General features: G+C 45.1%; 13 protein-coding genes. 7 read left to right on the forward strand and 6 right to left on the reverse strand.

All coding sequences use genetic code 11. From position 1 onward, the window contains the following. Window positions 1–18 precede the first annotated feature (18 nt). On the forward strand, window positions 19–462 hold the full coding sequence (locus DTQ70_RS11805) for a peptidylprolyl isomerase (RefSeq protein WP_122930984.1): 444 nt from the start codon (window positions 19–21) through the stop codon (window positions 460–462). Between the two features lie 129 nt (window positions 463–591). Continuing rightward, window positions 592–1,017 carry an OsmC family protein gene (locus tag DTQ70_RS11810; protein WP_028526173.1) on the forward strand — a complete coding sequence of 142 codons (426 nt, stop codon included), beginning with the start codon at window positions 592–594 and terminating at the stop codon, window positions 1,015–1,017. A 59-nt stretch (window positions 1,018–1,076) separates the two neighbouring features. Here DTQ70_RS11810 and DTQ70_RS11815 read toward each other — a convergent pair whose 3' ends face one another. Both DTQ70_RS11815 and DTQ70_RS11820 read right to left on the reverse strand, forming a co-directional pair. Continuing rightward, window positions 1,077–1,769, reverse strand: a complete 693-nt coding sequence (locus DTQ70_RS11815; protein ID WP_164489982.1) for an OmpW family outer membrane protein — start codon at window positions 1,767–1,769, stop codon at window positions 1,077–1,079. Window positions 1,770–1,795: 26 nt separating this feature from the next. Beyond that, window positions 1,796–2,404 carry a DUF4136 domain-containing protein gene (locus DTQ70_RS11820; RefSeq protein ID WP_122930986.1) on the reverse strand — a complete coding sequence of 203 codons (609 nt, stop codon included), beginning with the start codon at window positions 2,402–2,404 and terminating at the stop codon, window positions 1,796–1,798. Between the two features lie 65 nt (window positions 2,405–2,469). On the opposite strand from DTQ70_RS11820, the gene DTQ70_RS11825 reads away from it, so the two are divergent. Beyond that, window positions 2,470–3,387 (forward strand): histone deacetylase, encoded by a 918-nt coding sequence (locus DTQ70_RS11825; protein WP_122930987.1) that lies wholly within the window; start codon window positions 2,470–2,472, stop codon window positions 3,385–3,387. Between the two features lie 4 nt (window positions 3,388–3,391). Here DTQ70_RS11825 and feoB read toward each other — a convergent pair whose 3' ends face one another. Both feoB and DTQ70_RS11835 read right to left on the reverse strand, forming a co-directional pair. Beyond that, window positions 3,392–5,515 (reverse strand): ferrous iron transport protein B, encoded by a 2,124-nt coding sequence (gene feoB, locus DTQ70_RS11830; protein ID WP_122930988.1) that lies wholly within the window; start codon window positions 5,513–5,515, stop codon window positions 3,392–3,394. 6 nt (window positions 5,516–5,521) lie between these two features. Next, window positions 5,522–5,749, reverse strand: a complete 228-nt coding sequence (locus DTQ70_RS11835) for a FeoA family protein (protein ID WP_037301893.1) — start codon at window positions 5,747–5,749, stop codon at window positions 5,522–5,524. Window positions 5,750–6,043: 294 nt separating this feature from the next. On the opposite strand from DTQ70_RS11835, the gene DTQ70_RS11840 reads away from it, so the two are divergent. After that, the gene (locus DTQ70_RS11840) at window positions 6,044–6,424 is read left to right on the forward strand and encodes a hypothetical protein (protein ID WP_051398252.1); all 381 of its coding nucleotides are present in this window, start codon (window positions 6,044–6,046) and stop codon (window positions 6,422–6,424) included. A 76-nt stretch (window positions 6,425–6,500) separates the two neighbouring features. Here the strand turns inward: DTQ70_RS11840 and DTQ70_RS11845 are convergent, their stop codons facing one another. Continuing rightward, window positions 6,501–6,830 carry a type II toxin-antitoxin system RelE/ParE family toxin gene (locus tag DTQ70_RS11845; RefSeq protein ID WP_122930989.1) on the reverse strand — a complete coding sequence of 110 codons (330 nt, stop codon included), beginning with the start codon at window positions 6,828–6,830 and terminating at the stop codon, window positions 6,501–6,503. Beyond that, window positions 6,820–7,038, reverse strand: coding sequence for a hypothetical protein (locus tag DTQ70_RS11850; protein ID WP_122930990.1), 219 nt, complete (start codon window positions 7,036–7,038; stop codon window positions 6,820–6,822). Before DTQ70_RS11850 ends, DTQ70_RS11845 begins: the two co-directional genes overlap by 11 nt. Before the next feature lie 40 nt (window positions 7,039–7,078). On the opposite strand from DTQ70_RS11850, the gene DTQ70_RS11855 reads away from it, so the two are divergent. The 3 genes from DTQ70_RS11855 (at window position 7,079) to DTQ70_RS11865 (ending at window position 13,499) form a co-directional block, all read left to right on the forward strand. After that, window positions 7,079–11,374 carry a CusA/CzcA family heavy metal efflux RND transporter gene (locus tag DTQ70_RS11855; protein ID WP_122930991.1) on the forward strand — a complete coding sequence of 1,432 codons (4,296 nt, stop codon included), beginning with the start codon at window positions 7,079–7,081 and terminating at the stop codon, window positions 11,372–11,374. Between the two features lie 46 nt (window positions 11,375–11,420). Further along, on the forward strand, window positions 11,421–12,701 hold the full coding sequence (locus DTQ70_RS11860; protein WP_164489983.1) for an efflux RND transporter periplasmic adaptor subunit: 1,281 nt from the start codon (window positions 11,421–11,423) through the stop codon (window positions 12,699–12,701). A 210-nt stretch (window positions 12,702–12,911) separates the two neighbouring features. Next, window positions 12,912–13,499: a peptidylprolyl isomerase gene (locus tag DTQ70_RS11865; protein ID WP_122930993.1), complete on the forward strand. Its 588-nt coding sequence runs from the start codon at window positions 12,912–12,914 to the stop codon at window positions 13,497–13,499.

A 13,499-nucleotide genomic window follows, 5' to 3' on the forward strand; every position in this document is an offset into this window, starting at 1 on the left:
AAAAACAGCGTTAACAGTATGCTTAAAGCAGAAATGATTACCGACAAGGGGACGATGACGATTGAATTTTATGAGCAAGACGCCCCAAATACCGTTGCCAATTTTGTCAACCTTGCTAAAAGTGGTTTTTACGACGGACTAAAATTCCACCGTGTCATCCCTGATTTTGTGATTCAAGGCGGATGCCCTCAAGGAACGGGACGCGGCGGCCCAGGCTATCATATCAAATGCGAACTTACGGGAGGAAACCAGTATCACGACCGTGGCGTACTTTCGATGGCCCACGCAGGCCGCAACACGGGTGGTTCTCAGTTTTTTATCTGCCACAGCCGTCGCAACACCGCACACCTCGACCGTAACCATACTTGTTTTGGCAAAGTAATTGAAGGCTTAGAAGTAATTGATGCCATTCGTCAGGGTGATGTCATTACCAAAATCAACATTATCGAAAGCGAAGCATAGTCCATTTTGAGTGATTGTGTGACGGCGGTTGCTCCCAACCGCAAGAGGGTTCACGATGAAGCTTAATCCTTTTTGAACCAAGTGCTTTTAATAGTTGTATTTTCATTATAATCACAAGCCAAGTTACGTATGAAAGTAGAATTAGTTCGCGTTGACGATGGGTTTCACTTTGAAGCCACAGGTTCGTCAGATATAAAAGTACATACCGATGCGTCGCCAGCCATTGGTGGCCAAAACGCGGGAGTTCGTCCCATGGAGTTGTTACTAATGGGAGTTGGAAGTTGCAGTGCGATTGACGTTGTGCTTATTCTCAAAAAACAACGACAAGAAGTTACCGACTTCAGAATCACCGTAGAGGGTGACCGCGTTAAAGAAGAAACTACCGAGCGCTCACCTTTTCGCTCGGTCACTATTCATTATTTTTTCAAGGGAAATAACCTAGACCGCGCCAAAATCGAACGGGCGGTGAAGTTATCGATGGAAAAATACTGCTCAGCCACGGCGCAATTTGAGCCTTTGGCACAAATCGGACACACAATTACGATTGAGGAGTAAATAAGTTTTGAGTTTGGGGTTTACCGTTGGGAATTCAAGAACCCCAAACTCAAAAACGCCTACCACCAGCGGTAAAACAAACCCACTCGTGCATTGATGGACGAGGCAGCAGTTAGTCCTTCGCTTTCTATTTTAAAAGGGATGTGCTGATAGGTTGCCCCAAGTTCAAGCCCCACATTCCCTGTTTTACTCAGCAAAACACGCACTCCAGCGCCCCCCTGTGCGACAAACTTAAAACCATTGTCGCCCGTTGATAACATTCCGTAGTAATTGGCTACTTCCGCAAACGCAGCCCCCAATCCTGCCTGTACATACGGCCGAACGCGCGCATTGACATCCCCAACGTGATAGCTACCCGTCAACGTAATCGGATAAGCCGTGACTGTACGCGTTTGCACGGCCGAAATAGCGCCATTATCATATTCATACACCTGACGAGGCAAGCGGTTCATAAAATACTGTGAACCAATCGCAAACCCCACCGACATATTGTTTTTTGGGAAAACAAAATCAACGGCCAGTGAATAGTTACGAAACGTATTGGCCGCCATAAAATCACCTAACGAACCTGTAGCAACCCCCAAACCTCCCGTCAAAGAAACACGATAAGAGGTATATCTCAGATAAGGCGACTCTCTCTTGAACAACTGAGGTTTGTCAATAACTTGTTGTGCCTCAACTATATTTGCCAAAAATACCCCCATAAAGCAGAGCACAATGGCGCTTATTGTTTTTACTTTTCTAATTTTCATACCAAGCATCATACGTTGTGGTTTTACTACTTTCTCAAATACATCGACTGCTTAAACACATTGTCAATCAAATTCGTCAAAGACGCCGAGTCAAAAATGCCATTTCCTCGAATCTGGGCATTCCAAACCACTTTGGGTTGCAGACCGTTGGTCGCATTTTTTAAATCTACCATTTCCAAATACCAATAGGTTTCTGAAGTTTGATAGTAAGAGTAGGTTGGAGGATAAAAAAAGCCACCGCCGCCAGTGTATCCCCAGTAGCTGTTCCAAGGGTTATAATTAGCGACAAGCCCCGTTTGGGTTTCTCTGATGCGCGCTACACTGACGCCCAAATCTGGTTTTGCCTCGCGCGTTACTCGCTTGTATCCGCGCTGCGTCAAAGTTGATGTAATTCGGTCTAATGCCACATAATCTTGCGTAGAAGTCGAAACTCCCGTTTGCTGGTTTTGAATTACATATACTGTATCGGCCAAGCTAAAGGTCTGGTAATTAGCAAAATTGGTCGTAGGTTCGTAATTAGTAATAAAAACTTGGGTTTCCTCTACCGTCAAATCATTCAAGGGGTCAGGTGCGCAGGCAGTGGCTATCATTGCGACCGTTACTCCTAAAATAAGTGCTTGAAATTTAACTTTCATGGTTTATTCTCGGTTTTTTTATAACCTACTAACGAAAAGTTGGCCCAAATCATTTCATCTTTTTTATGCTCAAAATTGCCCACGACCCAATTTTTTGTCATCCACTTCCCAAAGGCCCTAACGGAGAACCTCATCGTTTTCCAATGGCCAAATACGAACTTATTCCCGAACAGCTCTTGTATGAAGGCACTTGCACGTCCGACAACTTCTTCTCCCCTAGCCACTTGGACGAACATTGGATTTTGGGGGTGCACGATAGTACCTACTGGGAAGATTTAAAAAACTTGAGAATTTCTGACAAAATGGTTCGACGGATTGGTTTCCCGCTGAATCAACGACTCATTGAGCGCGAAACGCGCATTGCCCAAGGAACGATTGAATGTTGTCATTTTGCGTTGGCGTTTGGCGTTTCGATGAATGTCGCAGGTGGCACCCATCATGCTTATGCCGATCGTGGCGAAGGGTTTTGTTTGTTGAATGATGTGGCTATCGCCGCCAATTATTTACTCTCGAAGCAACTGGCGACCAAAATTCTGGTGGTCGATTTGGATGTGCACCAAGGCAACGGAACGGCCGTTATTTTTCAGAACAACCCTCAGGTTTTTACCTTTTCAGTGCACGGAAAAGATAATTATCCTTTGTTCAAAGAAAAATCAGACCTCGACATCGAACTCCCTACGGGAACGCAAGACCAAGACTATCTCCGCTTACTTTATGAAACATTACCTTATCTCATCGACCAACAACGGCCCGATTTTATTTTTTACATTTCGGGAGTAGATATTCTGGAGACGGATAAATTGGGAAAATTGAAAGTTACCCGCGAAGGCTGTTACCGACGTGATGAGTTTGTATTTTCTCAGTGTAAACAACGAAATATCCCTGTTGTGGTTTCGATGGGTGGTGGCTATTCCCCGCGCTTGGCCGATATTGTGGAAGCACATTGTAATACGTTCCGAATTGCACAGCAGCTATATTTCTAATCTTTTACTGTAAAACTTGGTAAGTCAAGAACGCCAACCCATACGCCAAAACCGTCATGTATGCCAACTGAATGAGGGGCCATTTCCAGCCGTGGGTTTCACGCTTTACGGTTGCGATTGTACTCATGCACATCATGGCAAATACATAAAACACCAACAACGAAAATGCCAGCGCGGGTGTGTACATGGCTTTTCCCGTTTTAGGATTTATCTCAGCACGCATTCGGGCTTTGATGGTTCCGTTATCTTCATCCGCTTCGCTTCCGATGCTATAAATGGTGCTCATCGTACCTACAAACACTTCGCGCGCGGCAAATGAAGCCAATAACGCAATACCTATTTTCCAATCGTATCCCAAGGGTGCAATGGCTGGTTCAATAAATTTCCCAAAATGACCCGCGTACGAATGTTCTAACTTGTAAGCAGCTACCGCGTTTTCCATTTCAGTTCCTGTCAGCGTTGGTTGCTCTTTTTGAATGGTTTCTTCTGCTTTTGAAATGGCATCGCCTGGGCCATAGGTAGCCAACACCCAAAGAATAATAGAGATGGCAACGATGATTTTACCTGCTTGGGTCACAAATGACTTAACACTATCCCAAACGGCAATACCCACATGGTACCAGCGCGGAATTTGGTAAGTAGGCATTTCCATGACAAAATAGCCCGTTTCGGCACTTTCAACCCTTCCTTTGATAGCCCAAGCCGATACTAAGGCACTGATTAGCCCCAGCAAGTACAAGCCCATAAGCGTCAGTCCTTGGAGGGTAAAAAAACCAAGTACTGCCGTAGAAGGCACTACCAGCGCTATAAGCACCGTATAAATCGGCAAGCGAGCCGAACAACTCATCAGTGGTGTGACCAATATCGTTAGTAATCGTTCTTTTCGATTTCCGATGCTTCTGGCTGCCATAATGGCTGGTACGGCACAGGCTACTCCTGAAATAAGCGGCACCACACTTCGACCATTTAAGCCAAACTTTCGCATGAGTTTGTCCATAATGACCATCACCCGAGCCATGTAGCCAGATTCTTCAAGCAGCGAAACCAAGAAAAACAAGAAGGCGATTTGAGGAATAAAAATTACAACCCCGCCAATGCCCGCCACCAGTCCATCGGTCAATAAATCGGTCAATGCTCCTTCTGGAAGTTGTTGTTTTAACCAATCATTCAACGACGCCATTCCCGCATCAATCAAGTCCATGGGATAGCTGGCAAACGTAAATACCGCTTGAAAAATGACCAACAGCACCGCCAAGAAAACGGCATACCCCCAAAAAGGGTGAAGCAAAACTTTATCTAAACGCCTCGTCCACAATGGTTTCACCAAAAACTCCGCCACCGTTTTGACCGATTCTTTGACGAGACCATCGATGACCGCATATCGGTGCATGGTTTCAGCTGCTTGAAAACCGCTTTCTTTAAAACCGTGTTTTTCAATCATTTTATCGTAAGCTACCCGCTTTTCGTGCGGTACAAACGAAAAAATATCGTGTTGCTGAACGTGGTGCAATGCCAAATAATTATTGGAAATATCGTTCGTGCGTTTTACTTCGTCAATCAATTCGGGGAATTGCTCCGCAGGATTAAAATAATATTTCTCAACCGATTTTTTGGGGTTTTCTAACTGTTGCAAAACAGCCTGTTTGAGTTGGTCTAAGCCTTCTCCTACCCGCGCATTGATGCGAACTACAGGCACGCCCAATTTCATCGCTAATTTTACGGCGTTGACTTGCAGGTTTTTATCTCGCGCTACATCGAGCATGTTTAAAGCCAAAACTACGGGCAACCCCAAATCTGCTACTTGGGTAAACAAAAGCAAATTACGTTTGAGGTTGGAGGCATCAGCCACCACTACTACCACATCAGGATAATCTTCATGGGAAGGATTGGCCAAAATATCAATAACCACTCGCTCGTCCAACGCTTTTGGATATAAACTATACAGACCTGGCAAGTCAACAACCACTGCCTCAGTAGCATCATTGAGCATCCAAGGGCCTGATTTTTTTTCTACCGTAACACTTGGGAAATTTCCAACTTTTTGACGCAATCCAGTCAGTTGGTTAAACAACGATGACTTACCGATATTTGGATTGCCGACGATGGCGATGATGGGGTTCTTTTTCAAGGGATATTAAATGCTTTCTTCAACAATAACCGTAGCCGCTTCTTCTTTGCGCATTGCCAAACAATAGCCGTTTACTTGCACACCAATTGGATCGCCCAGAGGTGCCACAAAATCGAGCATTACTTCAATGCCAGGCAAAAAACCCATTTCGAGTAGTTTCAACGATAAATCTTCTTGGCGAAACTCTTTCACAAAAGCTCTTTCTCCCAGTTGTAAGTCGGCGATGGTTTTCATATTGGACGGGTGGTTCAGTCTATTTTCTCAAAAGGGTTTTGAGTCATATAACGCAATTTATTTAGATTGAGTTTAAATAGAACCACACAAAGTAACATTTTCACGCCAACAATATCAAATGATACCTATCAGGTTTTCTAATGACGCCATACACACAAGCACTTATCGAACTGTTTATCAGCATATTACAACAAACAATATCTATACTAATTCTAAATTTTAAAGATTATTACTTCAATCAATACATTATTTTAGTCCAAACTCTACATTTGCTTTTCCATTTTTCGCCGTCGAATGAAAGCCACCCTCGCGTTTTTATTGGCCTCCATTGTGTTTGCACAAAGTCTCCTTCCTCGGTCGGCGACTGAGTTGTTGCATTCACCTGACGTGTGGAAACATTTTGAGGAGCACAAGGCAGAATGCCCTGCGTCATTAAGCTTTCTTGATTTTTTGTGGATGCACTATTCCGCCGATTCGGAGCATACCAAACAAAAAGAGCACCATCTTCCAAGTTTTGATTTCAACAGTGTAGCCAGTTTTTTTGTGCTACCTTCGGCTTCTGTATCGTTTGATGCCCAAACTGTCGTTACCTTCTTAACTTCTGCCAATTTTCATTGGCTCAATTCCTACGCCTTTTTATCATTCAAGGCACTCATTTGTCCACCCCGAGCTTAGGGCTTTTTTTCTTTGATGGGAGAAGTGTATCCTTTCAATGCTGCATTTCCCGCTTTTCATCTATTCTAACAATAGGTCACTCGGGCAAATTCTTAATCCATTCATCAATCGAAGCATCGGCTACCGATTCTCTTTCTGATTTATCATAAATGGAAAGTAAAAATACTTGTTCACCCACAACCCTTACGTGGGTTATTACCCTTGCTCCACCACTTTTCCCTCGATTTTTAGAAGGAATTGCCAAACGTATTTTGAAACATTCTTTACCAAGAGGAATCCCTGTTTTGGGATTTTCTCTAAGTGTTTCTTGTAAATACACTAATGCTTGCTTTATGCTTGCATGTTTTTTAGCAATTTTTTTGAGCTGCTTCTCAAATACAGGTGTTGTTTTAATTTCAAAGTTCATTCAACAACTGATCCAAAGTTTTCAACTCAATTTCTCCTCTTTCGTGCATTTCAACCTCTTTCCAAGACTGACGCAGTTCTTTCAAAAGTCGTGGTTCTTTAGGTTTCAACTTTTTAGGCGTCTTCACCTCGGACTTATAACCAAGTTCCTTGACGAGCGCCAAAAACTCTTCTGCTTTTTTTTCGGGGACGGTGACAGTGATTTGCATAAGATTACAACTTCAATTTTCAACAAAAATAAAACAAAATATGATTGATTCACTGATTCATTACAGTATCAAAAACAAGCTGGTCATTGGATTGGCAGTGGTGGCACTGGTGATTTGGGGAGGGTACTCGCTCTCGCGGTTGCCCATTGATGCCGTTCCTGACATCACCACCAACCAAGTGCAAATCTTAACGCTCACACCCACCTTGGCAGCCCAAGAAGTTGAGCAATTTGTGACTACACCCATCGAATTGTCGCTGGCCAACATTCCTGATGTGACTGAGATTCGCTCGGTATCCAAACTTGGGCTTTCGGTAGTAACCGTAGTTTTTAAGGACGAGGTGGACATTGTCCGAGGAAAACAATGGTTAACCGAACAACTCAAAACCGTGGAAGCCGATATTCCTGCGGAGTTCGGAAAACCCATGATTGCACCCCTCACAACGGGCTTGGGCGAAATTTATCAATACACCTTGGCCGTTAAAAAAGGGGCGAAGTCTAAATATGATCTTACTGAGCTTCGTACTATTCAGGACTGGATTGTCAAACGCCAATTGGTCGGAATAGAAGGAGTGATCGAAATCAGCAGTTTTGGTGGATTCGTCAAACAATACGAAGTCAGTGTCAACCCCGAACGCCTACGCGCGCACAATGTCACGCTATCGGAGTTGTACGATGCCTTGCAAAAAAACAATGCCAACACAGGAGGAAGCTACATCGAAAGAATCGGGCAAGCGCAGTTTATTCGTGGCGAAGGGGTTGTAAAAAGCCTCAGCGACATTGAGCAAATTGTGATTAAAAACGTGGGAGGAATCCCCGTTTTGGTACGTGACGTAGCTGGGGTTGATTTTGGCCATGCCAATCGCTTTGGGGCATTGGTGCGGAATGGCGAAGGCGAAGCCGTTGGAGGAATTGTATTGATGCTAAAAGGTGCTAACTCGGCCAATACCGTCAATGCCGTAAAAGAACGCATTGCCCGTATTCAAAAAAACCTTCCTGAAGGCATTGAAATTGTACCGTTTATTGAACGTACCAAACTCATCAATAAAACCATCACTACTGTCAGCGAAAATCTGCTTTTAGGGGGACTCATCGTGATTGTGGTCTTGGTACTTCTCATGGGTAGTTTGCGGGCAGGGTTGGTGGCCGCTTCGGTCATCCCGTTAGCCATGTTATTCACGATTGGAATGATGAATACCTTCGATATTTCGGCCAACTTAATGTCCTTGGGTGCGATTGACTTTGGGGTGATTGTGGACGGTGCCGTGATTATCGTGGAGGCTATTGTCCATCGATTTCAAGTTTGGTACGAAGACAACAAACGCAACAATGTCGATGACCCACTTGAACGCGACCAGTTGGTGTATGAAACCGCCAAACGCATTCGTACCTCGGCGGCCTTTGGCGAAATCATCATTTTGATGGTGTATCTGCCTATTCTTTCATTGGTGGGAATTGAGGGCAAAATGTTCAAACCCATGGCCATGACGGTTGGGTTTGCCATTTTTGGGGCGTTCATTTTGTCTTTGACCTACGTTCCGATGATGTCGTCGTTGGTGATGGGCAAAAACTTACACAAACACTGGAATTTTTCAGAGCGGGTACTCGCTTGGTTATACCGACGTTATGAACCCCTCATTCTCTGGTCGTTACAGTGGAAAAAAGCTACAGTTGGTATTACCTTGGGACTTTTTGTGATTTCACTTCTTGTCTTTAATCGTCTTGGCGGTGAATTTGTCCCTACCCTCGACGAGGGCGACTTAGCAATCGACTTCCGCACGGCATCGGGGACTTCTTTGACAGAGACAATTAATTCAGCTAACAAAGCCCATCAAATTCTCCGAAAACATTTTCCCGAAATTCAACAGATTGTAGGGCGGGTTGGAGCTTCTGAAATCCCTACCGACCCCATGCCCATTGAAATGGTCGATCAAATGATTAACATGAAAGATATTTCGGAATGGAAAAACGCCAAAAATCGCGAAGAAATGTCCGAAAAAATGGCGGCAGTATTGGCAGAAGAACTACCTGGAACCAGCGTAGAAATGACCCAACCCATACAGATGCGTTTTAACGAAATGATTACGGGGGTTCGCTCAGACGTGGTCGTTAAAATCTTTGGCAACGACCTTGACGTTTTGTACGAACGTGCCAACGCCGCTGCTAAAGTAATTGAAAAAATAGAGGGAATCGCAAGTGTACGCGTGGAGCAAATTGTAGGTTTACCCCAAATCAGCATCAACTACCACCGAGCAAAAATAGCGCAATATGGCCTGAGTATTGCCGACATTAATCGCCTCGTACGCAGTGGTTTTGCGGGCGAAACCGCAGGAACGGTGTATGAACAAGAGCGCCGTTTCGACTTAGTGGTGCGGTTGGATGCGCAACATCGTCAAGACATTGAAAACGTTCGACAATTGCTTATTCCATTGCCACAAGGAGGAACAGTACCGTTGGCAGAGTTGGCGGATATTGGTTTTCGTAAAGCTCCAGCTCAAATTTCCCACGAAGAAACCCGTCGGCGTATTACGATTGGGATTGGCGTTCTCAACCGCGACGTAGAAAGCGTCGTCAACGACGTTCAGGCTACGATTGAGAAAAAAGTGGCCTTACCATCGGGTTATTTTTATACGTACGGGGGAGCTTTCGAAAACCTTCAACGCGCCAAAGAACGCCTAAGTTTCGCCGTCCCGTTGGCACTTTTCCTCATCTTTACATTGCTCTACTTTACCTTTCATTCTTTAAAAGAATCGCTCTTAATCTTCTCCGCCGTTCCCATGTCGGCCATCGGAGGAATTATCGCCCTCTGGATGCGCGACATGCCCTTTAGTATCTCGGCTGGGGTTGGATTTATTGCGTTGTTTGGGGTAGCAGTTTTGAACGGAATTGTACTTATCAGCTACCTCAACGACCTTGAAAAAGAAGGAGTTACTAACTTAAAAGAACGTATTTTAAAAACCGTCGAGGTACGATTCAGGCCCGTAATTATCACAGCGACGGTAGCCTCCCTAGGTTTTCTTCCAATGGCTATTTCTAATTCGGGAGGAGCCGAAGTACAGCGTCCACTGGCCACGGTTGTGATTGGCGGAATTTTATCCGCTACGCTCCTTACGCTGGTTGTCTTGCCTGTGCTGTATGCGTTGTTTTCGAAAGCGTCCACTACTACCAAAGGAGTCGCAAGCCTGTTGGTATTGATCACCCTTTCATTACCCTCCCACGCGCAAATCAGCGTCCAACAAGCGATTGAACGGGCTTCACAGAACAACCTAACCCTAAAAACAACGGAGCTAACCCAACAATCGCAAAAGGCATTGATAGGGTCGGCTTGGCAGCTGCCCAAGCTCTCCGCCGATTTGGCGGCGGGGCAAACTCAAAGCCGTCCTTTTGATTATACGCTCAGCGCCGTGCAGAGTTTTGAGCCTTTCGGCGTATATCGAAATCGCGCAAAAGTGTTGACCCAACAAGTGAATGTAACTCAAAAACAACAGGAAATTCAGCGCAATGAATTGGCTTTCAGCGTCAAGCAGCAGTATTATCAAATTCTGTTTTTGTATAAAACGCGCCAACTAATTCAAGCGCAAGACACCTTGTACGTAAAAGCGCTAGAAGCCGCCAAATCTCGTTACAAAACGGGTGAAACCAACCAGTTGGAAGTGGTGGCGAGCGAAACCAATCGGCGTGAGATTCAAAACCGTCGGACGGTTATTGACCGCGAAATTCAGCTGGCTTACATGGGTTTGCAGGCATTAATGTACAGCAATGAATCCTTAATGATTGATACGTTGCTCAATTTACAACGACCCACTCCCTCCCAAGAAGGAATCAATCGGTACGCTGCCCTTGCGACGGAGGAATCGCAATTGAGTCGTAATTTTACGGACTTAGAACGGGCACAACTCAAACCTGACTGGAGAATTGGCGCTGCTAATCAATCCATTGAAGGTAAACTTGGCTTTATGTACCTTTCTGGTGGTTTGGGGATTCCGTTGACCAATAAACCCCAAAAAGCGCGCATCGAGGCGGCAAAAGTAGGCGAGCAAGCCAGCGAAAATCAGCTCAAAGCCATTCAGTTTCAGACCGAAGCCAACACCAGAATTCTGCGAGAAAGTCTCCAAAAACTTCAGACAACGCTCAATTATTACGAACAATCGGCACTTCCTCAAGCAGAGTTATTGCTTAAAACCGCCTACAAGCAATTTCGTTTGGGAGACATCGAATACGTAGAATTTTTCCAAAATACCCGTCAAGCTTGGCAAATCCGTGAAGCCTATTTGACCGAACAATTGCGCTTTACCCAAACCGTCATTGAGCTTGAAAAATGGCTAGGTATTGAATAGAATAACGATTTTTTGAATGACGACTAACCACTTCAACACAATTCCAATGAACACATTAATTCACTCTATACGCTCTTTGCATTTTGCCCTTCGCATTTTATCCCTCGCCCTTCGCCCCTTGCCATTTGCCTCTCGCATTTTGCATTTTACCCTTCGCCTTTTGCCCTTCGCCCCTTGCCCTTCGCCCCTTGCCCTTTGCCTCTTGCCCTTTGCCCTCCGCCCCTTGCCCCTTGCCCTTTGCCTAACAGCAGCTCTGAGCAGTTGCAATAAGACCGAAACCGCCCAAACCGAAGAAGCAGCCCCCGAAAAGGCTCCAACCGAACTTAAACTCACGGCGGAACAAGAAAAGAATTTTGGCATTAGCCTCGGAAGTCCCGAAACCCGAACGGTTTATGACGCTATTGTCCTCAATGGAGTGGTTGAATCGTCGCCTCAACAAAGCGCGAGTGTGAGCTTTCCGCTCATAGGGATTGTCCGCAGCATTGGAGTCTTGTCTGGTAATTCAGTAGGAAAAGGAAGTACACTTGCCACCATCGAAAGCCTCGAACTCATTCAATTACAGGAAGATTATTGGAAAACGACAGGCCAACTTCAATTTGCCGAGCAAGAACGCCAACGTCAAACGACCCTATCGCAGGAAGAAGTAGGAGCCAAACGTAAACTCCAACAGGCAGAATCTGAAATGAGGGTTTTGGAAGCCACCAAACAAGGCATCGAAGCCAAACTTCAAGTGGTAGGAATCGATCCAAAATCGCTTAAAACAAATCAAATCGTTCGTACCATCGCCCTTCGCTCTCCGATTGGTGGCGTAGTTAAGAGCGTTCAAACAACCCTTGGAAAGTCCATTAACGGCGGAGAATCGTTGTTTGAAATCATTAACCAAACAGGTGCGCGTTTGGTACTCAAAGTGTTTGAGAAAGATGTAGCCCTCATAAAAGTAGGCCAAAAAGTAACGTTTGACAATGGCACAGCCACCATCAGCAGTTTAGGTACTACTTTCGACTCCAACAGTCGTACTGTAGATGCCTATGCTACCCTCAACGCAACCCGCTTATTGGCAGGCCAATACGTGAATGGGAAAGTGATATCCTCGCCGCGCCAAGCTGAGACTCTGCCCGAAACTGCGATTGTTCGAACGGGAGAAACTGCCCACGTATTTGTCAAAACTCCGCAAGGAATTTATCGCCCCATCGACGTGAAAACGGGCGCTTCCCAAGACGGTTTTGTTGAAGTAATTTTCAACCAAAAACCAACCTTACCCATCGTTATCACAGGCGCGCAAACCCTGCAAGCCGAACTGACCAAAGGCGAAGGAGAAGAGGAATAGGTTGGCAAGGAGCAAAGGGCAAAGGGCAAAGGGCAAAGGGCAAAGGGCAAAGGGCAAGTTAGTTTGCTTTTTTGCCAATTTGTCAATTTGCTTATTTGCCTACTTGCTTTTTGCCAATTTGCTTATTTGACAAAATCGCCCTTTGCAAAATTGCCCCATCCTTTCGTACATTAGCTGATGATTCAATATAACTTTTAAAATCCGCGCATCATGTACAAAAGTTTACTGGCAGCCCTGCTTTCGGCCGTTTTACTTGGTTTTACATTCAAAGAGAAAAAATACGATGTTGGTCACATCAAAACCAACATGGGAGATATTTACTTTTGGTTGTACAACGAAACGCCCAACCACAAAGCAAGTTTTACCAAATTGGCGGGAGAACATTACTGGGATTCACTGACCTTCAACCGTGTTATCAATAATTTTGTAGCCCAAGGTGGTTGCCCCGATACGCCCGAAGGTTTTGCCAATTCTCCCTATTTACTCAAGCCAGAGTTCGATAAAAAGATTCGGCACGTGTATGGTGCCGTGGGGGCAGGCCGCGACAATAATCCTGACATGCTTTCGGCGGGTTGTCAGTTTTACATTGTTCAAAACAAAAATGGGCTTGCTCGCCTTGACGATAAATTTACGGTATTTGGGCAAGTTTTTAAGGGGATGGACATTGTGGACGCCATCGTTGCCGTCAAAACCGATTCAACAGACACGCCTCTCAAGCCAATTACGCTTAAAGTACGGGTCGTAAAGATGAACGCGAAAGAGTTACAAAAACTGGGCTGGACGGGTAGTCTTAATTAA

This window comes from Runella sp. SP2, from assembly GCF_003711225.1.
Taxonomy (GTDB): domain Bacteria; phylum Bacteroidota; class Bacteroidia; order Cytophagales; family Spirosomataceae; genus Runella.

Excerpts from the sequence above, each read along its gene's own strand:
- DTQ70_RS11820 (WP_122930986.1), bottom strand. The coding sequence starts at position 2,404 with ATGAAAGTTAAATTTCAAGCACTTATTTTAGGAGTAACGGTCGCAATG.
- DTQ70_RS11805 (WP_122930984.1), top strand. The coding sequence starts at position 19 with ATGCTTAAAGCAGAAATGATTACCGACAAGGGGACGATGACGATTGAA.
- DTQ70_RS11845 (WP_122930989.1), bottom strand. The coding sequence starts at position 6,830 with ATGAACTTTGAAATTAAAACAACACCTGTATTTGAGAAGCAGCTCAAA.
- DTQ70_RS11865 (WP_122930993.1), top strand. The coding sequence starts at position 12,912 with ATGTACAAAAGTTTACTGGCAGCCCTGCTTTCGGCCGTTTTACTTGGT.
- DTQ70_RS11825 (WP_122930987.1), top strand. The coding sequence starts at position 2,470 with ATGCTCAAAATTGCCCACGACCCAATTTTTTGTCATCCACTTCCCAAA.
- DTQ70_RS11840 (WP_051398252.1), top strand. The coding sequence starts at position 6,044 with ATGAAAGCCACCCTCGCGTTTTTATTGGCCTCCATTGTGTTTGCACAA.
- DTQ70_RS11860 (WP_164489983.1), top strand. The coding sequence starts at position 11,421 with ATGAACACATTAATTCACTCTATACGCTCTTTGCATTTTGCCCTTCGC.
- DTQ70_RS11835 (WP_037301893.1), bottom strand. The coding sequence starts at position 5,749 with ATGAAAACCATCGCCGACTTACAACTGGGAGAAAGAGCTTTTGTGAAA.
- DTQ70_RS11855 (WP_122930991.1), top strand. The coding sequence starts at position 7,079 with ATGATTGATTCACTGATTCATTACAGTATCAAAAACAAGCTGGTCATT.
- DTQ70_RS11850 (WP_122930990.1), bottom strand. The coding sequence starts at position 7,038 with ATGCAAATCACTGTCACCGTCCCCGAAAAAAAAGCAGAAGAGTTTTTG.
- DTQ70_RS11815 (WP_164489982.1), bottom strand. The coding sequence starts at position 1,769 with ATGAAAATTAGAAAAGTAAAAACAATAAGCGCCATTGTGCTCTGCTTT.
- DTQ70_RS11810 (WP_028526173.1), top strand. The coding sequence starts at position 592 with ATGAAAGTAGAATTAGTTCGCGTTGACGATGGGTTTCACTTTGAAGCC.